Origin of the sequence: Paenarthrobacter nitroguajacolicus (genome assembly GCF_051027655.1) — a bacterium.
GTDB lineage: Bacteria > Actinomycetota > Actinomycetes > Actinomycetales > Micrococcaceae > Arthrobacter > Arthrobacter nitroguajacolicus.
This window is the reverse complement of sequence record NZ_CP073234.1, coordinates 117523-140463: the sequence shown is the minus strand read 5'-3', so window position 1 is coordinate 140463 and position 22941 is coordinate 117523. Positions and strand designations below refer to the sequence as shown.

General features: G+C 63.5%; 23 protein-coding genes. 9 read left to right on the top strand and 14 right to left on the bottom strand.

Annotation, left to right across the window (positions count from 1 at the left end; translation table 11 throughout):
- Window positions 1–10: 10 nt before the first annotated feature.
- From folP to ftsH, 3 genes are read right to left on the bottom strand one after another with little or no spacing between them, the layout of a single operon-like run.
- Window positions 11–916: a dihydropteroate synthase gene (folP, locus tag KCX59_RS00700; protein ID WP_178994801.1), complete on the bottom strand. Its 906-nt coding sequence runs from the start codon at window positions 914–916 to the stop codon at window positions 11–13.
- A 5-nt stretch (window positions 917–921) separates the two neighbouring features.
- The gene (gene folE / locus KCX59_RS00695; protein ID WP_026005412.1) at window positions 922–1557 is read right to left on the bottom strand and encodes a GTP cyclohydrolase I FolE; all 636 of its coding nucleotides are present in this window, start codon (window positions 1555–1557) and stop codon (window positions 922–924) included.
- Between the two features lie 10 nt (window positions 1558–1567).
- Window positions 1568–3637, bottom strand: coding sequence for an ATP-dependent zinc metalloprotease FtsH (gene ftsH / locus KCX59_RS00690; protein WP_017198273.1), 2070 nt, complete (start codon window positions 3635–3637; stop codon window positions 1568–1570).
- 403 nt (window positions 3638–4040) lie between these two features.
- On the opposite strand from ftsH, the gene KCX59_RS00685 reads away from it, so the two are divergent.
- Entirely contained in the window at window positions 4041–5018 is a 978-nt protein-coding gene (locus tag KCX59_RS00685) for a type IV toxin-antitoxin system AbiEi family antitoxin domain-containing protein (RefSeq protein ID WP_179018094.1), read from the top strand.
- 13 nt (window positions 5019–5031) lie between these two features.
- Here the strand turns inward: KCX59_RS00685 and KCX59_RS00680 are convergent, their stop codons facing one another.
- The 5 genes from KCX59_RS00680 to dacB all read right to left on the bottom strand — a co-directional run bounded on the left by KCX59_RS00680 (window position 5032) and on the right by dacB (window position 10445).
- Window positions 5032–5871, bottom strand: a complete 840-nt coding sequence (locus tag KCX59_RS00680) for a hypothetical protein (protein ID WP_179018093.1) — start codon at window positions 5869–5871, stop codon at window positions 5032–5034.
- A 198-nt stretch (window positions 5872–6069) separates the two neighbouring features.
- Window positions 6070–6621, bottom strand: coding sequence for a hypoxanthine phosphoribosyltransferase (hpt, locus tag KCX59_RS00675; RefSeq protein ID WP_011772910.1), 552 nt, complete (start codon window positions 6619–6621; stop codon window positions 6070–6072).
- Between the two features lie 31 nt (window positions 6622–6652).
- A complete protein-coding gene (tilS, locus tag KCX59_RS00670) occupies window positions 6653–7723 on the bottom strand; it encodes a tRNA lysidine(34) synthetase TilS (RefSeq protein ID WP_179018112.1) in 1071 nt (356 codons plus the stop codon).
- Between the two features lie 92 nt (window positions 7724–7815).
- Window positions 7816–8937, bottom strand: coding sequence for a zinc-dependent metalloprotease (locus tag KCX59_RS00665; RefSeq protein WP_179018111.1), 1122 nt, complete (start codon window positions 8935–8937; stop codon window positions 7816–7818).
- A gap of 59 nt (window positions 8938–8996) precedes the next feature.
- The gene (gene dacB, locus KCX59_RS00660; protein ID WP_179018092.1) at window positions 8997–10445 is read right to left on the bottom strand and encodes a D-alanyl-D-alanine carboxypeptidase/D-alanyl-D-alanine endopeptidase; all 1449 of its coding nucleotides are present in this window, start codon (window positions 10443–10445) and stop codon (window positions 8997–8999) included.
- A gap of 143 nt (window positions 10446–10588) precedes the next feature.
- Between dacB and KCX59_RS00655 the strand changes: the two genes are divergently transcribed.
- The 6 genes from KCX59_RS00655 to KCX59_RS00630 all read left to right on the top strand — a co-directional run bounded on the left by KCX59_RS00655 (window position 10589) and on the right by KCX59_RS00630 (window position 15001).
- Window positions 10589–11077: an inorganic diphosphatase gene (locus KCX59_RS00655; RefSeq protein WP_014920365.1), complete on the top strand. Its 489-nt coding sequence runs from the start codon at window positions 10589–10591 to the stop codon at window positions 11075–11077.
- Between the two features lie 178 nt (window positions 11078–11255).
- On the top strand, window positions 11256–12236 hold the full coding sequence (locus KCX59_RS00650) for a hypothetical protein (protein WP_178994796.1): 981 nt from the start codon (window positions 11256–11258) through the stop codon (window positions 12234–12236).
- Window positions 12233–13039 carry a hypothetical protein gene (locus KCX59_RS00645; RefSeq protein WP_178994795.1) on the top strand — a complete coding sequence of 269 codons (807 nt, stop codon included), beginning with the start codon at window positions 12233–12235 and terminating at the stop codon, window positions 13037–13039. Before KCX59_RS00650 ends, KCX59_RS00645 begins: the two co-directional genes overlap by 4 nt.
- A 46-nt stretch (window positions 13040–13085) precedes the next feature.
- Window positions 13086–13721 (top strand): RDD family protein, encoded by a 636-nt coding sequence (locus KCX59_RS00640; protein ID WP_179018091.1) that lies wholly within the window; start codon window positions 13086–13088, stop codon window positions 13719–13721.
- A complete protein-coding gene (locus KCX59_RS00635; protein WP_179018090.1) occupies window positions 13708–14343 on the top strand; it encodes a hypothetical protein in 636 nt (211 codons plus the stop codon). The genes KCX59_RS00640 and KCX59_RS00635 overlap by 14 nt, the downstream gene beginning before the upstream one ends.
- 58 nt (window positions 14344–14401) lie before the next feature.
- Window positions 14402–15001 carry a hypothetical protein gene (locus KCX59_RS00630; RefSeq protein WP_091464502.1) on the top strand — a complete coding sequence of 200 codons (600 nt, stop codon included), beginning with the start codon at window positions 14402–14404 and terminating at the stop codon, window positions 14999–15001.
- Window positions 15002–15122: 121 nt separating this feature from the next.
- Here KCX59_RS00630 and KCX59_RS00625 read toward each other — a convergent pair whose 3' ends face one another.
- From KCX59_RS00625 to KCX59_RS00615, 3 genes are read right to left on the bottom strand one after another with little or no spacing between them, the layout of a single operon-like run.
- Window positions 15123–15719 (bottom strand): DUF3618 domain-containing protein, encoded by a 597-nt coding sequence (locus KCX59_RS00625; RefSeq protein ID WP_178994792.1) that lies wholly within the window; start codon window positions 15717–15719, stop codon window positions 15123–15125.
- Complete coding sequence (locus tag KCX59_RS00620; protein WP_011772900.1) at window positions 15716–16147, bottom strand: phage holin family protein; 432 nt, start codon at window positions 16145–16147, stop codon at window positions 15716–15718. The genes KCX59_RS00625 and KCX59_RS00620 overlap by 4 nt, the downstream gene beginning before the upstream one ends.
- Window positions 16144–17076 (bottom strand): hypothetical protein, encoded by a 933-nt coding sequence (locus KCX59_RS00615; protein ID WP_218649423.1) that lies wholly within the window; start codon window positions 17074–17076, stop codon window positions 16144–16146. The genes KCX59_RS00620 and KCX59_RS00615 overlap by 4 nt, the downstream gene beginning before the upstream one ends.
- 183 nt (window positions 17077–17259) lie before the next feature.
- Between KCX59_RS00615 and KCX59_RS00610 the strand changes: the two genes are divergently transcribed.
- Window positions 17260–18342 carry an FUSC family protein gene (locus tag KCX59_RS00610; RefSeq protein ID WP_256870653.1) on the top strand — a complete coding sequence of 361 codons (1083 nt, stop codon included), beginning with the start codon at window positions 17260–17262 and terminating at the stop codon, window positions 18340–18342.
- Between the two features lie 3 nt (window positions 18343–18345).
- On the opposite strand, the gene KCX59_RS00605 is transcribed toward KCX59_RS00610, so the two are convergent.
- Both KCX59_RS00605 and rfaE2 read right to left on the bottom strand, forming a co-directional pair.
- Window positions 18346–19380, bottom strand: coding sequence for an NAD-dependent epimerase/dehydratase family protein (locus KCX59_RS00605; RefSeq protein ID WP_179018089.1), 1035 nt, complete (start codon window positions 19378–19380; stop codon window positions 18346–18348).
- 10 nt (window positions 19381–19390) lie between these two features.
- A complete protein-coding gene (gene rfaE2, locus KCX59_RS00600) occupies window positions 19391–20950 on the bottom strand; it encodes a D-glycero-beta-D-manno-heptose 1-phosphate adenylyltransferase (protein WP_179018088.1) in 1560 nt (519 codons plus the stop codon).
- A gap of 145 nt (window positions 20951–21095) precedes the next feature.
- Between rfaE2 and KCX59_RS00595 the strand changes: the two genes are divergently transcribed.
- Window positions 21096–22271 carry a glycosyltransferase family 9 protein gene (locus KCX59_RS00595; protein WP_256871502.1) on the top strand — a complete coding sequence of 392 codons (1176 nt, stop codon included), beginning with the start codon at window positions 21096–21098 and terminating at the stop codon, window positions 22269–22271.
- On the opposite strand, the gene KCX59_RS00590 is transcribed toward KCX59_RS00595, so the two are convergent.
- Entirely contained in the window at window positions 22237–22932 is a 696-nt protein-coding gene (locus KCX59_RS00590) for an SDR family oxidoreductase (RefSeq protein ID WP_091464488.1), read from the bottom strand. The two genes, KCX59_RS00595 and KCX59_RS00590, sit on opposite strands and share 35 nt — an antisense overlap.
- Window positions 22933–22941: the final 9 nt, after the last annotated feature.

Genomic DNA, 22941 nt, shown 5'->3' with positions numbered 1-22941 from the left:
CGGTATCCAATCAGCGGGAGATGCGGGCGGCGACCTTGACGGCGTCAAGGCTGGGGCCGACGTCGTGAACGCGGACAGCCCAGGCGCCCTTAGCGGCGCTCAAAGCGGTGATGGCAGCGGTGGCTGCGTCGCGTTCCAACGGCGCAGCGGACTTACCGGCCACTGTCAGGAGGGAACCGAGGAACCGTTTGCGGGAAGCAGCAACCATCACCTTGTGGCCCAGCGTGAAGAGCTGGTCCAGGTTCTTGAGGATCTCCCAGTTCTGGTCCTCGTTCTTGGAGAAACCAATGCCGGGATCAACGATGATCTGCTCCGGCGCAACACCAGCTGCATAGAGCTTGTCTCTGACACCGCTAAGCTCAGCCACCACGTCCTCTGAGACGTTGTTGTAGTCCGTGAGGCTGTCCATGGTCAGGGCGTCGCCACGGCGATGCGTCAGGATGTACGGAACCTTGGTCCGGGCAACGAGCTCCGGCATGTCCGGTTCAATCGTCAAGCCGGAGACATCGTTGATGATGGCCGCACCCGCCTCAATGGCAGCGGCCGCGGTGGACGTGTGCATCGTGTCGATACTGACCAGCGCACCGGCCTTTACCAGTGCCTGGATCACTGGGATGACGCGGCGTTGTTCTTCTTCGGGAGAAACCGGTTCAGCGCCCGAACGGGTGGATTCACCACCGACGTCGATGATATCTGCGCCTGCGTAAAACATGCGCAGGCCGAGCGCGATGGCGGTGTCCGCTGTCCGGTGCGTGCCGCCGTCGCTGAAGGAATCCGGGGTGACATTGAGGATTCCCATGACGAGCGTGCGGTCCGTTGGCAGGTCCTCGAACCTGGCAGCGGGTCGCGGTTTGCGGAGAATCGGCAACGGGCTTGTGGCCGGGCCGGTTCCAGGTGCTGCAGCGAGGGAGTCCATAGTGCTTACCTTCCGAGTATGAGGCTCATGGCCTCGGCGCGGGTGGCCGGGTCATGGAGTTGACCGCGCACCGCACTGGTGACGGTCTTTGCGCCGGGCTTGCGAATGCCGCGCATGGACATGCACATGTGTTCACATTCGACGACGACAATCGCACCGCGGGGGTTGAGGTGCTTCACAAGCGCCTCGACGATCTGTGTGGTGAGGCGTTCTTGCACCTGCGGCCGGCGCGCGTAGATATCGACCAGCCGCGCCAACTTGCTCAGGCCGGTCACTTTTCCGTCATGTGACGGAATGTAACCAACATGCGCGACGCCGTGGAACGGCACCAAGTGATGCTCGCATGTCGAGTAGAAGGGGATGTCCTTCACGAGGACAAGCTCTTCATGGTCGAGGTCGAACGTGGTGGAGAGGACATCCGCAGGGTGCTGGTGCAGCCCTGCGAAGACCTCGGCGTAAGCCTTGGCCACGCGCTTTGGCGTGTCCAGGAGGCCTCCGCGGTCAGGGTCTTCACCTATCGCCAGGAGAATCTCGCGGACTGCCGCTTCAATGCGCGGACGGTCCACTTTGTGGCCGTGCTTGGAGCCCGCGGCGGAACCGTGGGCGGCGGCGAGGTCGTCGTCGTCGTCGAAATGAGTCACAGCAGAAAGCTTAGCCGTGATGCGGGTGGTCGTTGCCGCCGTCGGGTTGCGGGGCTTGGAATGACTCCTGGCTGCTGACTCCCTGGGCGTGGGGTGCTACTACGTCCAAAGGCTCGTCCAGCCGGGCCTTTTTGGCCTCTTCCTGGGCTTCGCGTTCCGCCTTTTCAGCGCGGGATTCGACGGGCGGGATGGACTGGACCGGACGGGATTCCTTGGACAGCCAGATCTCGCGGAAATCGCGCTTCCGGATGTCGTGGAAGATCTCGGCGATCTCCGTCTGGTTCAGTGTTTCCCGCTCCAGCAGTTCCAGCGCCAGGCGGTCCAAAACGTCCCGGTTTTCCGTGAGGATGGCGTAGGCCTCATCGTGAGCCTGGTCGATCAGACGGCGTACTTCCTCGTCCACAACGTACGCGATTTGGTCGGAGAAGTTGCGCTCCTGCGCGGCGTCGCGGCCGAGGAACGGTTCGCCACCGCCCTGGCCCAGCTTCACGGCGCCAACACGCTCGCTCATGCCGTACTGGGTGACCATCTTCCGGGCCGTGGAGGTGGCCTTTTCGATGTCGTTGGAAGCACCCGTGGAGGGATCATGGAACACGATTTCCTCAGCAACACGCCCGCCCATGGCGTAGGCCATCTGGTCGAGCAGTTCGTTGCGGGTGACCGAGTACTTATCGTCTTCCGGGATCACCATGGTGTAGCCGAGCGCACGGCCACGGGGAAGGATGGTGATCTTGGTGACCGGGGCAGAGTTGCGAAGGGCAGCAGCAACCAGGGCGTGGCCACCTTCGTGGTAAGCGGTGATTTTGCGCTCGAGTTCCTTCATGACGCGGCTGCGTTTCTGCGGGCCGGCCATGACGCGGTCGATTGCTTCGTCCAGTGCGCGGTCATCGATCAGATTGGCATTTGAACGCGCAGTCAGCAGGGCAGCTTCGTTCAGGACGTTGGCCAGGTCCGCACCCGTGTATCCGGGAGTCTTCTTGGCAACACCCCTGAGGTCGATGCCCGGGGCCATCGGCTTACCCTTGGCGTGGACGTTGAGGATCTGTTCGCGGCCGATCATATCCGGGGCTTCCACGGTGATCTGGCGGTCGAAACGGCCCGGGCGCAGCAGCGCGGGGTCCAGGACGTCGGGACGGTTGGTGGCCGCGATGAGGATGACGTTGGTCTTCACGTCGAAGCCGTCCATCTCGACGAGGAGCTGGTTCAGCGTCTGCTCGCGCTCATCGTTACCGCCGCCGATACCGGCACCACGGTGACGACCAACGGCGTCGATTTCGTCAACGAAGATAATGGCTGGTGAGCTTGCTTTGGCCTGTTCGAAGAGGTCGCGAACACGGGAAGCACCGACGCCGACGAACATCTCAACGAAGTCCGAGCCGGAGATGGAGAAGAAGGGAACGCCAGCCTCGCCGGCGACAGCGCGGGCAAGCAGCGTCTTACCGGTACCTGGAGGGCCGTAGAGCAGCACACCCTTGGGGATCTTGGCGCCAACGGCCTGGAACTTGGCTGGTTCCTGGAGGAACTCCTTGATTTCCTGGAGCTCTTCCACGGCCTCGTCAGCACCGGCGACGTCAGAGAAGGTCACCTGGGGCATGTCCTTGTTGACCAGCTTTGCCTTGGACTTGCCGAACTGCATCACCTTGGAGCCGCCACCCTGCATGCGGGAAAGCAGGAACCAGAACAGGACACCGAGCAGCAGCACGGGGATCAGCAGGGAAAACAGGCCGGAGAACCAGTTGTTCTCCACCGGCTGGTCAGTGAAGCCCTTGTCCGGGTTGGCGTTGGTGACAGCCTTCACCACATCCGGACCACGATCCGTGACGTAGAAGAATTGAACGTTCTTGCCCTTGTCCTGGCCGTCCAGGTTCAGGTTGTCCTTAAGCACCAGGTCAACGCGGTTCTCGGCGTCGAAAATCTTGGCCTGCTCAACCTTCCCGCTTTGGGAAAGGAGCTCGAGGCCGTCTTTGGTGTCAATGCGCGTGGAACCGCCCGGAGCCAGTGTTGCGAATGCCACCAGGAGCAAGCCAACGACGACAACAATCCAGATGCCCGGGCCCTTGAAGAAACTCTTAGCTTTCATCTGATCGGGGTTTTGCCCCGTCCCTCCTGGTAGTGCTGCAAGGCGCAACTTCTGCGCGCGAGTGGTGCTGCTTCAGTTTCAAGCTATACACCGTTCCCAGTAATTCACGCATCGGAAAGTCCAAAAGTTCCCTCTGGGCGTACACAGGATACTCGCGTTGTGCGTGCTGTAACAGGGTTTTGTGCTGCGTTGGGGGCTTTGGTGCGGCGTGTACTGGCGAGGGCGGGCGCACCCGTTCACGCCAATCGCCCCCGTAACCACTGGTGCGAACGGCGGCAAAGGGTGCGAGCGAGGCCACTACCGGGCGCGAAGGGCGGAAAAGGGGGCGGCCCTTTCTTGGCCGTTTTCCACATAGCTGAGGCTGGAGCTTTCGGCTTCGCCCGTGACCGGGGAGCGTAGACCCATGGCCTTTCAAGAACTCATATTCGCCTCTGACGCGACACGGATTGGACAGGATGCGCGCCAGCTCGCGAAGCAGGCCAAACGCGGCGAATTGGTCCGAGTCCGACGGGGCGCTTACGCCCGTTCTGCTTATTGGGCGGAATTGAACGAGCGCCAACGGCACGGACTTCAAGCAGCTGCCCTGGTCAATACCACCAGGACCCCTCCCATCTTCAATTTCCAGACGGCGGCACTCCTCTGGGGGCTTGGCGTCGTGGGCGTGCCGAAGCATTTGTGCACTGTGACTTCGGACCTAAGCGGTGGTCGATCAAAACATGGGATCCGGAGAAGATTCGGCGCCGGTGACAGCGGAGTAACCCAACTCGGCGCATTCCGGGTCACGGACAAGATTCGCACGACAATAGAGCTGGCCGCTTCCCTGAACTTTGCTGAGGCCTTAGCCATTGTGGACTCCAGCCGGCGGAACCAAAGGTGGGGCGACCCTCTTGAAGTCGACGATTGGAACAAACACAAGCCATGGGGTCCTCCGTCGGGCCTGGACGAGCTGACTGGAGCTGTCTCCGCCCTCACCAATCAGTCAAGGAAACGACGCGCCGGCATGATTCTCGAATTGTCCACGGACAAGTCCGAGTCGGTGGGGGAATCCATGAGTCGCGCGCAAATGATTCTGCTCAACTTCCCCGTCCCCAGCCTTCAAGGTTCATTTACCTTGAAAACCGGACGTACCGCCCGAACAGATTTTTGGTGGCCCGAACTCGATCTGGTGGGGGAATTTGATGGCTATGGGAAGTATCGGAGAAAAGAACTGCGGGGAAACCAGACCATCCAACAGGCAGTCATGGCCGAGAAAGCCCGGGAGAACGGACTGCGGGCACTGGGCCTCACCGTTGTTCGCTGGGACTGGTCCGACATGATGAATCCAAGGGCGTTCACACGAATCTTGAACGATGGAGGCCTGCGGTCCCTGCGTGTGGCATGACGGGCTGGACCGGTCAGGCCGCGGCGACTGGGAGGACCAGAAGGTAACCCGTGGGCAGGTCAGTGCTCCAGCGACGCGGCTCCCGGACCACGAACTGCGTGGCCAGCTGTTCCGGGGAGAGCAGGCTGTTGGGCTCTGGGGACGGACCCCATTGTCCGCTGCCATAAGGGTAGAGCGGATCCAGGACGTGTACCCCGGTGACTTGAAACTCCGGGAACTGCGCGGGATCACCTATCGACTGAAAACCACTCATGACCCAGGCATGACGACCACTCCACATGACCAACCCCACTGGTCGGCCAGTCTCAGTGATGGCGCGGGCCGCCGTCTGCAGCGTGTCGTCATAGGTGGCGATGCTGACCACGGTATATGGCCCCATTCCAACTTCGGTCAGCACCTGTGCCCAACCCCGCGGGTTGGCGCCGTTGAAGGAATTGGATGACCGTGCACGGGCCATCTCCCACAGTTCGCTTTGCTGCGCGGAGGATGCCCACGAACCGCCCCCGGTATCGTCGATGAGGTTGTGCGCCATCTGAATGCTTGCAGCAACACACCAGTCAAAGGTGTACTGCGGAACGAAGTCCCCCTCTTGGTAGAGGTTAATAGCGAAAGCCTGGGGCGCGGCAGGTGGTGCAGGCGGAGGGGGTGGTGGTGCCGGCGGTGGCGGAATCGCAGACTGCGTGACACTGGTTGACGGGATGGCGGCGACGTCCCCCGGGGTGGGCGCGGCGGAAGAGGTCGCGATTGGATGACCGGCATCAGTCTCGGTGAGATCGACCGCAGGAGTGCAGGCTGTGAGGAGTGTCGCCACGACGGCGAACCACGCCAAAAGACGGGCAGGGGCACCGGTCATGGTTTAGTTTAGCGCCAGGGATTGGCACTGTGGCAGGTTCAGGCATTCAAGTTCCCGCTACCCGCTTCCTGCACCCACTCCCGCCCGGTGCACCCCTTAAGCCCCAACGCCGCACCCGCTCCCGCCAAACGCACCAGAGGGTACAGGTGCAAATGGCGGAAAGGGCGCGGCGTGTACGGGTAAACGTAAAGAGCGGGCTTACTCGTAAACGTGCGGGGCCAGGGTGCCCACGAAGTCCAGGTTGCGGTACTTCTCGGCGTAGTCGAGACCGTAACCTACGACGAACTCGTTGGGGATGTCGTAGCCGACGTACTTGACGTCGATTTCCACCTTGGCAGCGGTCGGCTTGCGGAAAGCCGTGCAGATTTCGACACTGGCCGTGCCACGGGATTCGAGGTTTGACTTGAGCCAGGACAAGGTGAGGCCGGAGTCAATGATGTCCTCGACGATCAGGACGTCCTTGCCCATGAGGTCGGTGTCGAGGTCCTTGAGGATCCGGACAACACCGGAGGACTGGGTGCCCGAGCCGTAGGACGAGACAGCCATCCAGTCCATGCTGACGTGGCTGTGCAGTGCACGGGCGAGGTCGGCCATGACCATGACAGCGCCCTTGAGGACACCGACGATGAGGATGTCGCGTCCTTCATAGTCCTTGTCGATCTGCGCCGCGAGTTCCGCGATACGCGTTTGGATCTGCTCTTTGGTGTAAAGAACGTGCTTGAGATCTGCCTGGACGTCGTTTGAATCCACCAATGGCTCCTGTTTTGATGCTCGGGTGCGGCTACTGTTGGGACGGTTTCTGATGCCGGAATACTAGCTTCCCACAGCGCGCGGCTTCGCGGGGACCGCCCTTGGCTGGATCTCCAGTCGCATCTGCAGCTGAACCACCTGATGTATCAGACCGTTCCTGCTCCAAATCACTGAGGGACAAACGGTACACACTCACGTGGCCGGGAAGCTCAACGGGCCCTGCCGATCCTTGCCGGCGAAGCAGGGCTTCCGCAGCTTGGAGGCGTCCGTAACCGGGTTGTTGACCCCCGACGTCGGCCGCCGCCTTAGCGATGACACGGAACCTGAGCGCTGCGGGCAGTTCACGAACGGCGTCCTCGGGAAGCCAGGCGTCACCGCCTTCCCGCTGGACAAGTGAGAGATAGGTCTCCTTGGCCAGATCTTCGAGGAAATCGGCATCTTGCTGCAGGATGGCAGCAGTCCGTGCCAGAGATTCGGCGACGCCGGGGCCCAGCTTCTCTTCCAACACGGGCATCACTTCAACACGCGTTCGGGACCTGGCGAACGCGGGATCGGAATTGCTGGGATCATGCCAGGGAGACAACTCCTCCACCCGGCAGATTTCCAAGGTCTCCTCCCGACGAAGGCCGAGGAAGGGCCGGAGCAGGCGTCCGCGAACGGGCCGCATGCCAGCAAGGGACCGCGTTCCGGACCCACGAGCCAAGCCCAGGAGTACTTGTTCGGCTTGGTCGTCCAGGGTGTGGCCGAGCAGGATCGCGTCACAACCCAGCTGGTCGGCGGCGGACTCCAAGGCAGCATGACGGGCATCCCGGGCCGCAGCCTCGGGCCCAAATCCAGTGGCAGCGACTTCCACAGTGCGCACTTCCACCGGAAATAGTCCCAGTTCGCGCAAGACGGCAGCAGTCCGGGAAGCAACTTCCCCGGAACCAGGTTGTAGTTGATGATCCACCACTACGCCCGCCACAGACACGGGGTGTCCGTCCACATGGCCTCGTCTGGCGAAGTAGGCCGCGATGGCCGCCAAAGCCAAGGAATCCGGGCCTCCGCTGCAGGCTACAAGCACATGTGATGGGTAACCCGCAGAAGCCAACCCGTTCTGCAACTGCTTGCGGGCCTTGCCGACGACCGGGGCCAAACGCCCGGGCCGCCGTCGACCCTTACCTGAAGAACCGACGGCGGAACCGGCAGGTACGCTCAAAGCCCCATCCGCTCAAGCCAAAGCCTGGAGTTGTGAATCTCTTCCTCGGTGGGCAGGTAGTCAGCGGATTCCCACACCCGGTTGAAGCCCTCCATACCAGCAACGGCAACAACTTCACGGACGTACTTGGCGCCATCTGTGTACTGGCGCATCTTGGCGTCCAGGCCGAGGAGGTTGCGGATGAACTTCTCCACCACGCCACGGTCCTTGCCACGTTCGTTGAAGCGCTGGCGGATGGTCTTCACGGAGGGAACAATGCTCGAATCCACGGCATCCATCACCACGTTGGCGTGACCTTCGAGGAGGCTCATGACGGCCGTGATGTGGGACAGGGACGCCTTTTCCTCCGGGTTCTGGAGGAGGTCCAGTATGGCGCCACGGCCCGGAGTTTTCTCGGAGGGGTTACGGTCGCGCAGGGACTTGGCTACAGCGCCGGCACGTTCAACCAACGTATCCATGTTGCCCAGGAGATTGCCGCTGAGCTTCTCGATTTCATCCAGCATGTGGTGCCGGAGCCAGGGCGCGGCGGCGAACTGGACCCGGTGGGTTTGTTCGTGCAGGCAAACCCAGAGGCGGAAGTCGTCCGGGTGAACGTTGAGTTCGCGCTCCACGGAGATGATGTTCGGCGCAACCAACAGGAGCCGGCCGCCCGCGGGAACGTTGGAATCCGGGGCCAGCGCAGCAAAGGGGTCGTACTGGCCGAGGACTTTGCTGGAGAGGAACGCGAGCACGGCGCCAAGTTGGGTGCCGGTGATGGCACCGCTGGCAGCGGCCGCGGCCGGGGTCATCGCGACTCCACTGCGGCTCTCCACCATCTTCTTCAGCGCGGGCTGGAGCATCACGGAGAAGCTCTGGGTATTCGCCTTGGACCATGAGGCACGATCCACCACCAAAACGTGCGAATCCCGCAGGTCCCTCGCGGCATCCAGGCCGGTAATGTCGTGCACGTGCGGGACGGAGATATCCGCGTTGAAGCGCAGATTGTCCACGGCTTTGCCGATCTCCCCGGCGCTAAGCTCCGGACCGGGAGGGGCAAGCCGGGCGGCCGTAGAGGCGGCCAAGTCCCAATTGATCAGGGACGGGGCCCCGGCTGACGATTCTCGGGCAGAAGACACCATACGGTCCATCACACCACACGAGGCTGACAGTGTGCCTTAAGTTCGCTCCACGCGGAGGGCTAGGCCCGGCACCCGCACGAGGCCAACACCGACGCCGAACGGTCCATGGCCACCTTGTTGCCCGCGGCTCCCGGGTCCAGGCCGTTGCCTATAAAGGAGAACACCAGCAACCGGCCATCTGAATCCACCACGTAGCCACTCAACGCGATCACGGTATTCAATGTCCCGGTCTTGGCGCGCACCAGTCCTGCGCCCTCCGACGTACCTGCCTCGCCGTACCGGTCATTCAGGGTCCCGGTGAGTCCAGCCACGGGGAAACCGTCGAGGGCGGCGCGCAAGGCAAGGTCCGGCCCGCTGGTGATAGCCCGGACAACCTCGGCAAACTGGCGGGCCGTGACCTGATTCTCCAAGGCAAGGCCGGAGACGTCAGCCAACTGCATCGAATCCGTGGCGATCCCCAACTCCGCCAGCCTTTGCCGCACGGCCGCAGTAGCGCCGTCGTACGTGGCCTTTTGACCGGAAGCCAAAGCGGTCATCCGTCCCAGCGCTTCGGCGAGGAAGTTGTCCGAGGACTCAAGCATGAGGTCCACTTGCTCGTTCACAGTGGCGGATTCGGCAGCAGCCAACTCTCTGGCGGGGAGGCCCTTACCGCGTTCGACGCCGGGAGTCACCGTCACGCCGGCCGCCGCCAACTGCTCGGCGAAGGCCTGGGCGGTGGTGATTGCGGAATCCTGCGGTCGGGGGCCGGTCAGGACGTCCGGGGCGTAACGGCCGGAGTTCAACGCCAGGGAGAACAATGGCGCGGTTTCGCCGGCGGCGACATCGTCCAGACTCCATGCGGGGTTAAGGGGCGCGCCGCTGAAAAGCGAGTCGTCAACTTGTACGGTGATTGGTCCCTGCACTCCGGCCGACGCCAAAGCAGCAGCCGTGTCCGCAGCCAAAGACGCGAGTCCGGCGCGGCCAAGAACAGCTGTGGGCTCGGAAGCGGAAGCGCCCAGTAGAACGTCTCCTCCCCCGGTCAGCACCACTGTGGAGGGATTGTCAGAGGCGAGCACGCGGGTGGTGAACCGCGACTCGGGACCGAGCGCCTTCAACGCAGCGGCTGCGGTCAACAGCTTCATGTTCGAGGCCGGGATGCGGTTGGCGTTGGCTTCGCGATCGAAAAGGATCTGGCCCGTGGACGCGTCCATCACCACGCCGCTGATGCTGCCCGCACCGTCCGGCTTGAGCGTGGCGTCGAGCAGCTTTGCGACCTCACCCGCAACCGGGATAGGCGCTGACGCATCCAACGGGAGCACACTGTCAGCCCCCGAGAGGCGGTCCGGCACCTGCTGCCAGGAGGGAATGGGTGGTGGGGGCTTGGGGAAACTGAGCAGGTTCGGAAACATCCCCGCAGCCACAACGGCGCCGAGGCACAGCAAAACGGAGGTCAGTAGCACCGGCCATGTAAAGCGCCCCCACGCCGCGGGCACCCGTTTGCGGGCACCCCCGTTTTTAACGCCCTTCATGCAGTTGCTTGGTCCTGTCAGTCCTGAAATGTCCCCGCCGGTTCAAGAAACCCGGGCCTCTCGCTATATCCTCAATAGTAGTCGGCGGCGCCGGCTGCGCTTTTGCCTGCCGCGCCCCACCCACACCCGTCAAGGAGCATTCCATGAAGCACGACGTGACCATCGAGATCCCCAAGGGATCGCGCGTCAAGTACGAAGTTGACCACGAAACCGGCCGTGTCCGCCTGGACCGCGTCCTGTTCACCTCCATGCAGTACCCCACGCACTACGGTTTCTTTGAGAACACCCTGGGCGAAGACGGCGACCCGCTGGACGCATTGGTGCTCCTGCAGGACTTCGACCTGCACCCGGGCGTCATCGTTGAATCGCGCCCCATCGGCGTCTTCAACATGACCGACGACGGAGGCGGAGACGCCAAGGTGCTCTGCGTCCCCGTTGACGCACGTTTCGACCACATCCAGGAAGTCAGCGATGTCAGCGAATTCCTGGTCAAGGAAATCGAGCACTTCTTCACGCGCTACAAGGACCTGGAGCCCGGCAAGTGGGTCAAGGCTGAAGGCTGGGGCGACCGCGCCGCTGCCGAAGCCGAGCTGGAAGCTTCCATCAAGCGCTTCTCGGCCGAAGGCCACTGATTTACAGGCTCTAGACGCCTGACGCTCGACGGCGGCTGGTGCGGTTCCTCAGGGACCCACCTGCCGCCGTCGTTCTTTAACGGTTTATACACATGGGCATGTCTCCCCATCGCGGCAGCTTGCGGGTCCGCCTAGGCTGGGACCAGACTTTTCGATGCATGTTCACAGGGGGTTCCATATGGCTGGGTTCTACGGCGCGGACATCGCGCAGCTTCGCAGTCTGGCGGGTGTGATGGGCAAAGCCGCCGACGCCATCAGCCTGCAAAGCACGCAGTTGTCCAACGCAATCAACTCCTCCACGGCGTGGCAAGGCCGGGATGCCACGGTATTCAAGGGCGACTGGAACAGCCAGCACCGGCAGAGCCTTATGAAGGCCGCCAACATGCTGCGCGAAAATGCGGGCCAGCTGAAGAAGCACGCCAACCAGCAGGAGTTCGCCAGCCACAATGATGGTTCAGGCACCTCGGTTGGTGTCCTCAAGGACGTCTACGACACCGCCATGGGCGTCAAGGGTTTGGCCGCTCCGCTGTGGACGGCGTACAAGTACCTCAAGCTCGGCAACGCAGAATGGGTGAAGACCCGCGAAGTCCTGACCAATTGGCGGGCCGGCGGGACAGTGGTCCGTGACGCCATGACCGCGCTGCGTAACGGTGAGAAAGTCACTGATGTCCTCACCGACCTCAAAGCCAACATCCCGTACAGCCAGGCCTTCCAGGAGGCCAGCAAGTTCTCCAAGGGCCTTCGCATTGCCGGAGCCCTGGCGGCGCCGCTCAACATCGTGGGCGGCATCAGCGACATGATCAACCCCGAGCACGACGGCTGGCGTGGCACTGGTGACCGCGTCGCCGGCGGCTTGTCCGTAGTTGGCGGCGTTGGCAGCATCATGCTCATGACAGCCGGCGGCGCGGCACTCCTGGGGCCGATCGGTGCTCCCATCGTGATCGGCGCCGGCATCGTTGCGGGCGCTTGGGCGTTGGGTAACCTCGTAGCCGACAACTGGGACTCCATCAGCAACTTCGCCCGCAACCCCGGCAGCTACATCGCTGACGGGGCCAAGGAGGTGGCAGGCTTCGCCAAGGACGTAGGCAGTAAGGTGGCAGACGGGGTCAGTGACGCCGCCAAGTCAGTCGGAAACTTTGTCGGAGGGATATTCGGATGACCACCAGCACCATGAAATGGACCCAGCGGGACATTGAGGCCGCGGCCAAGGTCCTTTCCTCGGCCAGCGCGATCGGCGCGCCTTTGCCAACGCTGACCGATGAAGAAGTTGTGGCCCTGGACGGTGTTCAGCATGAGCAGCTTGTTGCCCTGCCGTGGCTTTCTGCCCAGGACGCAAGCAAGGAACTGATGTGCGCTATCGCGTTGCGCGGCCTGCTCGCCAAGGAACTCGTTTACCCGGTGGTCTTCGAGGGTGAAACCGAGCCCTCGCGCTTGCACGCCACCGAAGAAATCACGGGCGCACTCACCCTGCGCCGCAGCGGTAGCAGCGTAGTCTCCGTGGAACGCACCGTGTCCACCGGCAAGCGCTGGCTCTACGGCTACCTGCACGATGAAGGCGTTCTGCTCGAAGAAGTGGACGAAAGTGGCCTGCACGGCTTCACCGTTGTCACCCGCGATCAGCTGGTTCCGCGCCTGGCCGAGTTCGTAGACCCCCAGCAGGCTGCAGCCCGCGATACCGAACCTACCCTCTACACGGAAGCCCAGTTCGAGGCGCACGCCGCCACGGCCTTGGCCGACACCCAGGCCGCCAGCAACGTAGTGGCCTTCAACTCCAATACCAACGAGTTCCCCACGGTTACCGTGTACACCGGCCCCTCCGGCGTTCACGTGCTGACACCGCGTGTGGAGGGTTCCCCACAATCCGGCCTCTCGGAGCAGACCGAATCGGTGTCCTTCGAGCTGCAGGAAACCTCAGCACCATCGTTGGCCCGCGTCCTCGGTGGGCTTGCGGGACTGGCCTGACGCTAAGCACCCAAGCCGTACACCGCCGTCGAGCTGAAAGCCCCTCATGAGCACTTCGAAGACCACCACCCTCACAGGCCTGCTTGACGCTGTCAACGGCCGCCCCGTTCGCCGCCATCCTGAAACCGGCGCGTACTTCGTCAAGGCCTCGGGAGGCGCCCACTTCTGGGGCCGCGCCTTGGATGCGGTGGTGTTCCTGGTTGGCTACATGGTTCTGGCCGTGATCGCTGCTGTGGTCCGTGAAGCCATGATGAACAGCGGCTCGGCGCTCGTGTACAACGACGGTTTGTGGCTGACGCTGTATGTTGTCCTGTGGTTCGTAGGTCTATTCGCTTACGGCATGATCTGGGGATCCGCGGGCAGCGTTGGCGACGCCGCGGCCGGCATGCGCTCAGTTCGGATCAAGAACGGCAAGACGGCGGGAGCTTGGTTGGGCGGTTGGCGTGCCATCTGCTGGTCCTTCTTCCCGTTCTTCGTGGTGATGCTCATTGCCTCCGCACTAAGCGGCGGCGGAGACGACACTTGGGACCCGAAGTTTGCAGCTATTGACCGGCGCTCGGGAATCGCCCAAGGCCAGCCGCCGGTCCCGGACCCCAAGGCGATGGCCGCAGATCAGGCAGCCGAAGCGGAGCGGCGGAACCTGCCCAACCTCTACGGCCAGCGTCCGGATGCGCGGCCGTAATTGGCTGGTTCGCCGGGTGGAGCGCAGGCTCGAGCCTGAGCTTGGCCAGCTTCGCTATGTTGCATCCTCTCGCAGGATCTTCTGGAAGGCGTTGATCCCCTGCTTGGTAGTGGGCTTCGTCTTCGGGACCATTGCCGAATTCGTCAGCCCAATTCGCTCCACCAGGGAGGCCGGGCACTTCAACGATCCGGTACTGTTCGTCACCGCAAGCGTCCTCACCGGCTTGTTGCTGTGGGGCATGACTTTTCTTGGGAGCTTCCGGAAACTGCTGGTTTTTGACCGCGGGATGGTGGCCAAGTACTCCCAAAAGCAGACACAGGTGCTATTTCCCTGGAGTGACATCGCTCCCGGGAGCCTCAAAGCGCTGACCACGGCTGACGGCAGTGATCCCGACCGCCGATTGGTGGCCCGCCAGAAGGTTTCGTTGGGTGCCGGCGGGCGCAATGCCTTGGTTTTCCAAGCCCGGGAAACCTTCTGGGTCTTCGCCTCCGACGAGGATCCGCGGCCCTTGGTCATGGCAGTCCAGGAAAGTCTTCGTCAGGCAGGAATGGCCGATGCCGTCCGCGCCACATCAGGTGCGTTGCCCGCCGTCGTACTGACCGGACGTACGGCGCTTGACTGAACAGCAGGCAAATTTTGCCCTTGCAGAGCGGCTACCAGCCGGTAGCATGTGATCAACTATGTTCACTCTCACCATCAACCAACGCGATAGCCGCCGCGACGGCGACCTCGTACCGCAGCTGCTCAAGGACCTGCGGCACATTCCCGCGAGGCTCGACTTTGACCGCTCGGTTGAGGATGAGGTGCAGGGAATCGTCGAATGCAGCCACCAAGCTGTGGAGACGGCCCTGATCGCACTCCGGACAGGCCAGTGGTACGTGGGAATCGGCGTGGGGCCCATCAATGAGCCGCTGCCCAACCTGGTCAAGGATGCCTCGGGGCATAGCCTCGTTTACGCCCGGCGGGCTGTCGATCGACTGCGTAGCGGCAAGGAACGTATTCCCGTAGCCGTTGATGGCCCCCTCCCGGCACTGGCTTCTGAAGCCGAAGCCGTGCTGCGGCTCCTCGGGCACATCGTGCTTCATAGGAGCGCGGCGGAATGGCGGGTACTGGATCTGCTTACTCCGGGTGTCCGGGGCCAACAGAAAGCCGTAGCCCAGGAGCTCGGCATTACTACCCAAGCCGTGAGCAAAGCCTTGGCACGTGCGCAGTGGGCAGAGGAACACGCCGCCCGTCCAGCCGCCGCCCGCTTGCTGCAACTGATCCTCGAAGTGCGCTGATCCAAGACCGGGCGCAGCAAACCCAGCTGAGTCGCAGTTGAGGCCGTTTTGAACGTTCAAAACGGCCTCTGCTGCGACTCAGTTGGGTCAGCGCACCCTTAGGTTGTGTCAGCGCGGCAACTTACTGGTTGCTGACGTTGTCCTTGGCCGTCTGGGCGCGGTCCTGAACGTCGGCGGCGGCTGCCTGGCCTTCATCCTTGACGTTGGCGGCAGCTTCCGTGGCACTGTCCTTGACGTTCTGCATTGCGTCCTGTGCAGGCTCGCGCAGGTGCTCCGCAACTTCCTGGGCCGCGTGGCTCAGCTCATCGGTCAGGGGCTGGGCTGCTTCCTTGACGGCTTGGGCAGCTTCGCGCTCCTTTTCCGAGGCCGGGAACAGCGAGGACACCAGCAAGCCTGCGCCGAACGCAATAAGGCCAGCGGCGATCGGGCTGCCCTGGGCCTTCCGCGTGATCACCTGCGGGGCATCGCCGATGTCCGAGACGGCGCCGGAAACGTTGCTGGCCACGCCGGAGACAGCGTCCCCGGCCCGGTGTGCAGCGTTGCCTGCAGCATCGCTGACGTCGTCGCGGGCGCCGAACACAGCGGACTTGATCTTGTCTACCCTGCGATTGACGATGTGCGAGGGCGTGACCTTGTCCGCCACGGCATCAACGTTGGTACTGAGCCGCCGGCGAGTTTCTTCGATATCGGCGCGCAGGGCGTCGGGGTTCTGCGTCATCGTGTCTCCTCAGTGTTCGGTTTCAAAGCGGGGGGTATTTCTTTGACCGTCTCGGCGGTCTGCGGCATGCCCTTGATGGTGTTAAGTTCTTTGCGGCCCTTGGCAGCCAAAACTGCTGCAACGATGCCCCAGATGACCGCGACAATAACGGCGGACCATCCCAAGCCAACAAGCTGACCCAAAGCCCACCAAAGGGCAATGGAAAGGAACAGCACGGTGATGTGGCCGGCATATGCAGCTCCGCCCAGCATTCCCGCGCCCTTGCCGGCCTTGGTGGCGGACTCCTTCAGTTCCGCTTTGGCCAGCTCCACTTCCTGGCGCATCAACGTGGAAACGTCGCGCGTCAGGTCGCTCAGGAGCTCACCGAGGGGAAGGGTCTCCGCCTTCACGTGGGCTTCTGTGGGAGGCAGATCGGCGGGACTGCTCATCGGTGACCTCCATACTGGGGGTCATCGGGATCGAGCGGTCCTGCCAGCGGGTCGCCCTGGGCCTTAACGCCACCGGCCTCGGTCTCCGGGTAAGGAAGCGTGGACCCGTCGTAGCCGCCCGTGGTACCTGCGTCGTAGCCGGTGGTGGTGGCCGAACCATATCCGGCGGTGGTGGCCGTCGGTCCGGGGAGGTCCACTGCCGGAGGAGTTACCGCGCCACCCTGGGTTGGGTAGTAAACGGCGCGAGGCGTCTCCGTGGTGGCTGGCGTGCCGCTTGCGGAGGCCGCATCGGAGGCGTTGCCTGCCATGCCCCGGCCGAGACGGCCAGCGAGGACACCGGCACCGGCAGCCAGCAGCAGGAAGGTTCCTGGCTTGCGGCGTGCGAAACCCTTGACTTCATCCAGAAGCGAGCCGGGATCCCGGCCTTCCAACCACTGGGCAACGGAGGAGGAACGCTGGGCTGCCTGCTGGACCAAGTCCGTGGCAACACCACCGTTTTCGGTCGAGTTGGCCATGGTGGAGAGTTCGTCGGAAATGGACCGCAAACCTTCGGCAACACGCTGCTGCTGGGCCTGGGCCTGGTCGCTCAACTCACCCTTGGTCTGCGTCAGCAGTTGCCGGGCATTCACCTTGACTTCGTGGGCCACGTGTCCGGCCTCGGTCTTGGCGGTGTCCACGACTCCGCCGGCGGCGTCACTTACGGCGCCTGCTACTCCCGCAGCTTCCTCCTTGGCGGTGTCCACCTTGCCGGAGCTGTCGGAGCCGGTTCCCGAAACAGTGTGGGTTCCACTGATTCCGGTGGTTCCAGCAGTTTGAGTCTCAACATCGGCCGAGTCCAGGTAGTTTCCCGTGAACGGTTCGGTGCCTGCATGGGCACCGGTGTTTGGCGCCGCGAAGCTTCCGTCCTGCGGCGATTTGCTCTCAGTCATTATCGCTCTCTTTCCACAGTTGGCAGGCTGCGGACAGCAGCCGGGATAGTAAGTATCGTTACTATCAATGGGTGTGTACCCGCTAACCAAGGTTCTAATCACCACAATTTCCAAAAGATGCTGTAGCCCACTTTCGGCTTTCTCCGCTCGACAGGTGGGGCCAGACCTGCCAACGTTGGGTTGATGAGCCAAATGCCCTTCAGGCGACGGCTGGTTCCCGCGCTTCGAAAAACCGTCACACGCCACCGCCTCCTGTTCGCCGCCAAGACTGCTGTCGCGGCCGGCTTGGCCTGGTATCTTGCCCCGTTCATGCCGGGCCCCGCCGCCGAGTATCCCTACTACGCACCGCTGGGCGCCTTGGTGAGCATGCATCCAACCGTGGCGGCCTCCGCCAAACATGGGCTCCAAAGCCTGGTGGGGCTGGTGTTGGGAATCGGCATGGCCTTCGCCATCACCACCGTCGCCGCACCCACGGCATTAGCTGTTGCCGTGGTGGTAGGACTCGGCGTGCTCATCGGCGGCCTTCCCCGGCTGGGCAGTGCGTCTGAATGGATTCCCATGGCCGCACTGTTCGTGTTGGTGCTGGGCGACTCCAACGCACAGGGTTTCTCTTTTGCGTACGTTCTGCAGATGGCCTTGGGTGTGGCCGTAGGCTTCGCTGTGAACTGGCTGATCTTCCCACCCCTGCACCTGGAGGACATCGATCCCGCCATCGCAGGCCATCAGGAAGCTTTGTCCCGGCAACTCAAGGACATGGCCCGGGCCATGGAGGAGTCCTGGCCGCCCAATCATGAGGCGTGGGCGAGCCGCAGTGACGAACTCTCACTCACCGCGGCAGCTGTGCGGACGGCGGTGCACCAAGCTGAGCTGAGCGCCAAAGCGAATCCCCGGTCCCGTCGTCGCGCAACCCGCCTGCCCGGCGACCTAGCTGGTTTGCGGACCCTTGAACGCCTCACCTTCCACGTCCAGGACATCACCGATGTCCTGGCCAGCGCCATCTGGGAAAAAGACGCGGGGACGGTGATCCCGGATGCCGTGGTGGGCAACCTTTCCGAGGCCTTGGAGACGACCGCGGCCGTGATTGACCATTGGCGCGACGCAGAGAACGGTGAGCTGGCCAACCGCCTGACGGAAGCGAAGGACAGCATCTCGGCACTCAGCAACGCAGTGGCTGAGGCCGCCGCCGGTCAGTCCCCGGTGAACGCTCCGGCATCTGTGGCCATGAGCCTGCGCCGGATCCTGACAGTGGTGTTGTCGTCCGAGTGAGGGCTAGCGCGGTTTCAGCGGCGGCGAGCCCTTCCGACCCTTTCCTGCACCGATCCCGTCCAGCATTTCCGCCAGTGACTCCAACGAGGAATGCTGTGGTGACCAACCCAGCAGTGCGTGCGCCCGGGCCGTGTCCATGATGGGCGCGTTGGCCGCCATGTCCACCCAGCCGCCGTCGGTCACCTGCAGACGGAGTCGCCAACTGACCTCGACGACGGCGCGCAGCACCGACAGCGGGAACGGCATCACCCGCCGGGCGTTGAAAATCCACGCCAAGGCGTTGGGGTCTATGACCGGCTCGGCGGCGATGTTGAAAGCACCTTCCGCCTTTCGCTCCAACACACGCCAGTAAGCATCAGCGACGTCGGCCGTGTGGGCGGCTTGGAACACCATCTCCTTGGGGACGGCAAGCAGCGGGAGCCACGGCTTACGCGGAACTAGTCGAGGCAGGACACGTCCCAGGAAGTAGCGGCCAACCTCACTCCCGCCACCTGCACTGAACATCAGCGCGGGGCGGAGCCGGGCCACAACTATGTCCGGATTCTCCTTAGCGAAACCGTCCAGGAGCCGTTCCTGTGCCGCCTTGTCCGCACTGTAGTGCGAGCTGCGGATGCCATCCGTTGGCCAGTCTTCCTTGGTCCGTTGGTCCTTGGGAGCCGGCGAGTACGCCCCTACGGATGACGCGCACACGACGTGGCCCACTCCGGCTTTGCGCGCAGCGGCCAACACGTGGGCCGTTCCTGCCACATTGGTCCGGCGCAGCATCTCCCGGTCATGGTTCGGTTGGATCAGCCACGCCAGATGAACCACGGCATCGGCTCCCGTCAAAGCTGCTTCCAGCGCGGGTTGGTCCTCGGTGTCGCTGATGTCCAGGGTGTGCCACTCCACGCCGTGATACGGAGCGGCGTCCGGATCCGGTTGCCGCCGGACGACGCCCACCAGTTCCAGATCCGCGCCTTCTTCAGAGCGTGCCCTCTGGAGCCGTTTCAGCAGTTCCGTGCCGCCGTGTCCTGTTGCACCGATGATCGCAATACGCATGGCTGTTTCCTCAGGTCTGCGGGGCTTCGCCCGTGGAACGAATACGTTCCAGGACCGCTGTAGTGGAGTGCTCGGGCACGTAATCCAGGATGGTGACTGTGCCGCCGTAACGTTCCACGGCTTCGGTTTCCTGGAGCATCTCCGGCGTGTAATCGCCGCCTTTGGCATAGACGTCGGGGCGCAGGAGCTCGATGAGCGGAATGGGGGTCGGGGTATCGAACACCGTGACATGGTCCACGCAGCTCAGTGCGGCGATGACTGCCGCGCGGTCGGCTTCGTGGTTGACCGGCCGGTCCGGGCCTTTGAGCTTCCGCACGGAAGAATCACTGTTCAGCGCCACCACTAATACGTCGCCCAGTTGCTTGGCCTGGTTAAGGTAGCGTGTGTGACCGCGGTGCAGGACATCGAAGCACCCGTTGGTCAGCACAATCCGCTTGCCCTCGCTTCGGTGCTCTTCCACGTGCCGGGCCAACTCAGAATCCGTCAGTGCCGTATCGGCGAACCCTCGCAGATGCTTTGCCAGTTCTTCAGTGGTGCACACGGAGGTACCTGGCCGGTGGACAACAACATCGGCTGCCGCTTGAGCCAGGTTCACGCTGGTGGTCAGCGGCAATCCCGCGGTCCGGGCGATAGTCAACGCGGCCACGAAAGTGTCGCCGGCGCCCGAGGCCTGCTTCTCCGCCTGGGGCCGCGCCCAGGTCCGGTGGGTTGCCGGCTTCTGCGAGGTGCCGTTGTGCCGGATCGTCAAGGTTCCTTCCCGGTCCAAAGTCACGACGACGGCGGCCGCACCTGAGGCGCGCAGGAGCTGGTCCGCGTGTGCTTCCACGAAGGGACACCTGGCAGCGCCGCCGGGGAACTCGGTCCCGAGCAGCCTGGCGGCTTCCTGCGCATTGGGGGTAGCGAGGTCGGGCTTGAGCTGTGCCCAAAGTCCTGGATAGTGAGCGTCCACTACTAGCAGGGTGTCCTGCCTGGCATTGGCAGAGCGGGCTTCCGCGAAATCCGGGCCGTCGTTTCGGGGACCCAGATGATCGAATATTGCGTCCCGCACCGCACCGTCCAAAGCCCCCGCTCCGTAGTCGCAGAGAACCACAGCTGACGAGTTTCGGAGTGCTTCGGGGATGGCAGCGGCCATCTGGCGGAGGCCATCAGCGGGGACCTCCGTGGCGGCATCGTCCAAGCGAAGCATCACCTGCCCGCCGCTGCTAACGCGGAATTTTGTGGTGGTGGTCATTCCGGCATGGGACACGACGTGCGATACGTCCACTCCTGCCGATCTGAGCTGCTCAAGGAGCGTGTGGCCGCCGGAGTCCTCGCCCACCAGTGAAACGAAACGAACGTCCGCCCCCATCGCGGCGAGGTTCATCGCCGTGTTGGCGGCACCGCCCGGGGCAAAGTCGCGGCGCTGAACCTGGACCACCGGGGCTGGGGCTTCGCGGCAGAACCGCTCAATGGTTCCATCCCACCAGCCGTCAAGGATGGAATCGCCGATGACCGTCACAACAGGTCGCTCCTCGGCCAAGCGACCCGGCAACCAGTCAGCCAGACCTTCTTGATTGGATAGGCGTGCCATGGGGTACCTTCCGGTTGGGCAACAGTTTCCTGTTCCCCTCAGGTACCCCGCGGCACGCGCTTCACACGCCGGGCCAGGGAGTTTCACGGCAAAGAGCGGGCCCGGAACAGCGCAGGGCAGCGTTGGCAGCGAAAGGAAGCATCCCATGGAGAATCCGCTGATGAACGTGAACCTCGGAGTTGGGCCCGTACTGCAAAAGTTCAGCGACGTGAAGCGGATAGCGGTCCTCCGGGGTGGCGGATTGGGCGACCTGATCTACACCTATCCCGCCCTTAGCGCGTTGAAGAATGCATACCCTGGTGCCACAGTCGCGCTGCTGGGCACCCCGATCCACGCGGCAGTGGTGGCCGCGACGGAAGGTCCCGTGGACGACGTCGAACTGCTCCCCGTGGCGCGCGGCGTTCACGACGGTCCCCGTAACGGCGAGCGCTTTGAGGATGACGCTGAGGACGTGGCGGCACAGGAGGCCTTCTTCGGGAGAATGCGGGCCAGGGGATTCGATATTGCGTTCCAGATGCACGGTGGCGGCCGGTTTTCCAACCCTTTCGTGCTCCGTCTGGGGGCGCGGCACACTGCAGGTACCCGCACCAAGGACGCGGAGCCGCTGGAACGCAACCTGGACTACGTCTACTACCAGAACGAGCCAGACCGGTGGCTGGAGGTGGCGGGCCTTGCGGGAGCTCCCACCATCATTTCCCCTCCCCTGCTCCCCAAGCCCGAGCATCAGCAGAACATCGTTGGACTAAGGGATCCACAGAGGGGATCGCTGGTGGTGGTCCACCCGGGTGCCACCGATCCGAGGAGGCGATGGCCGGCGTCGAACTTTGCCCAAGCCGCTGCGGGCGCAGCGGCGGAAGGAGCCCAAGTATTGATCGTGGGTGATCGTTCGGAGAAGGCACTGGCCCAGGAGGTGGCGGAACTCGCGGTCCGCCACCTCCCGGAGGCCGACCGCCATGCTGTGCGTTCCGTGGCTGGCGAGCTGGAGATTGGAGACCTGGCCGCGCTCCTGGCGGAGGCAACAGTGATGTTGGCCAGCGACAGCGGGCCCCGTCACCTGGCCCAGGCCTTGGGGACTCCGACAGTGGGTATTTTCTGGGTGGGAAACGTCTTCAACGCAGGACCGCGCGGCCGGAGCATGCACCGCATCCATATGTCGTGGGCGACGCAGTGCCCGCGATGCGGAGTGGATATCACGCAGGTGGGCTGGACGGCACCGCATTGCGGCCACGACGACACCGTGGTGAGCGGCATCGCCGTGGCCGACGTTCTTCAGGACGTCCTCGACCTTACGGCCACGAGCCTTCTTCTGCGGGGCAAATAAGGAGTTCGCGGACCTCGCTGCCGAACGGCTGGGAGAGGGCGAACACCACCGCCTGCGCCACGTTGGCGGGATCGTTGAGCTTGGAATCGTCCTGCGGCTTGTACTGTTCGTCGCGGTCGTCGAAGAAGTGCGTCTTCATGCCGCCCGGGATGATGGTGGTGACGCCGATGACGCCCCCTGTTTCCGCGGCGAGCGCGCGGCTGAAACCGATCACGCCGAACTTCGAGGCGCAGTACGCCGTGGCATCGGGCAGCGCCCGGAGGCCGAGCGTGGAGGCGATAGTGATGGCCCGGCCGCGGGATCCCTTCAGGTACGGCAGCGCCGCACGGACCACGGATACGGTGCCCAGGAGGTTCACTCCGATGACCTTTTCCCATTCCTCGGCCGGGACGTCGCCCAACTTGCCGCAGCGGTCGATGCCGGCCGCCGTCACCACTCCGTCCAGGCCGCCCAGGGTCTCGGCGGCCTCTTTGACGGCTGCTTCCACGGCTTCGCGGTTGGAGACGTCAACTTCCAAGGCCTTGGCGCCGGACACGTTGCTGACGTCGCGGTCGAAGACAAAGGGTGTGCCGCCGGCGTCGCGGATGGCTTCCACGATCGCAGCGCCAAGGCCGGAGCCGCCTCCAGTGACGATGACGCGGCCGGGTGTTTGCGTGTTCATGCGGTTCCT

Excerpts from the sequence above, each read along its gene's own strand:
- dacB (WP_179018092.1), bottom strand. The coding sequence starts at position 10,445 with ATGAAGGGCGTTAAAAACGGGGGTGCCCGCAAACGGGTGCCCGCGGCG.
- KCX59_RS00655 (WP_014920365.1), top strand. The coding sequence starts at position 10,589 with ATGAAGCACGACGTGACCATCGAGATCCCCAAGGGATCGCGCGTCAAG.
- KCX59_RS00645 (WP_178994795.1), top strand. The coding sequence starts at position 12,233 with ATGACCACCAGCACCATGAAATGGACCCAGCGGGACATTGAGGCCGCG.
- KCX59_RS00605 (WP_179018089.1), bottom strand. The coding sequence starts at position 19,380 with ATGCGTATTGCGATCATCGGTGCAACAGGACACGGCGGCACGGAACTG.
- rfaE2 (WP_179018088.1), bottom strand. The coding sequence starts at position 20,950 with ATGGCACGCCTATCCAATCAAGAAGGTCTGGCTGACTGGTTGCCGGGT.
- KCX59_RS00615 (WP_218649423.1), bottom strand. The coding sequence starts at position 17,076 with ATGACTGAGAGCAAATCGCCGCAGGACGGAAGCTTCGCGGCGCCAAAC.
- KCX59_RS00680 (WP_179018093.1), bottom strand. The coding sequence starts at position 5,871 with ATGACCGGTGCCCCTGCCCGTCTTTTGGCGTGGTTCGCCGTCGTGGCG.
- KCX59_RS00620 (WP_011772900.1), bottom strand. The coding sequence starts at position 16,147 with ATGAGCAGTCCCGCCGATCTGCCTCCCACAGAAGCCCACGTGAAGGCG.
- KCX59_RS00635 (WP_179018090.1), top strand. The coding sequence starts at position 13,708 with ATGCGCGGCCGTAATTGGCTGGTTCGCCGGGTGGAGCGCAGGCTCGAG.
- KCX59_RS00630 (WP_091464502.1), top strand. The coding sequence starts at position 14,402 with ATGTTCACTCTCACCATCAACCAACGCGATAGCCGCCGCGACGGCGAC.
- folP (WP_178994801.1), bottom strand. The coding sequence starts at position 916 with ATGGACTCCCTCGCTGCAGCACCTGGAACCGGCCCGGCCACAAGCCCG.
- KCX59_RS00610 (WP_256870653.1), top strand. The coding sequence starts at position 17,260 with ATGAGCCAAATGCCCTTCAGGCGACGGCTGGTTCCCGCGCTTCGAAAA.
- KCX59_RS00590 (WP_091464488.1), bottom strand. The coding sequence starts at position 22,932 with ATGAACACGCAAACACCCGGCCGCGTCATCGTCACTGGAGGCGGCTCC.
- KCX59_RS00595 (WP_256871502.1), top strand. The coding sequence starts at position 21,096 with ATGGAGAATCCGCTGATGAACGTGAACCTCGGAGTTGGGCCCGTACTG.
- KCX59_RS00625 (WP_178994792.1), bottom strand. The coding sequence starts at position 15,719 with ATGACGCAGAACCCCGACGCCCTGCGCGCCGATATCGAAGAAACTCGC.
- KCX59_RS00640 (WP_179018091.1), top strand. The coding sequence starts at position 13,086 with ATGAGCACTTCGAAGACCACCACCCTCACAGGCCTGCTTGACGCTGTC.
- KCX59_RS00650 (WP_178994796.1), top strand. The coding sequence starts at position 11,256 with ATGGCTGGGTTCTACGGCGCGGACATCGCGCAGCTTCGCAGTCTGGCG.
- ftsH (WP_017198273.1), bottom strand. The coding sequence starts at position 3,637 with ATGAAAGCTAAGAGTTTCTTCAAGGGCCCGGGCATCTGGATTGTTGTC.
- KCX59_RS00665 (WP_179018111.1), bottom strand. The coding sequence starts at position 8,937 with ATGGTGTCTTCTGCCCGAGAATCGTCAGCCGGGGCCCCGTCCCTGATC.
- KCX59_RS00685 (WP_179018094.1), top strand. The coding sequence starts at position 4,041 with ATGGCCTTTCAAGAACTCATATTCGCCTCTGACGCGACACGGATTGGA.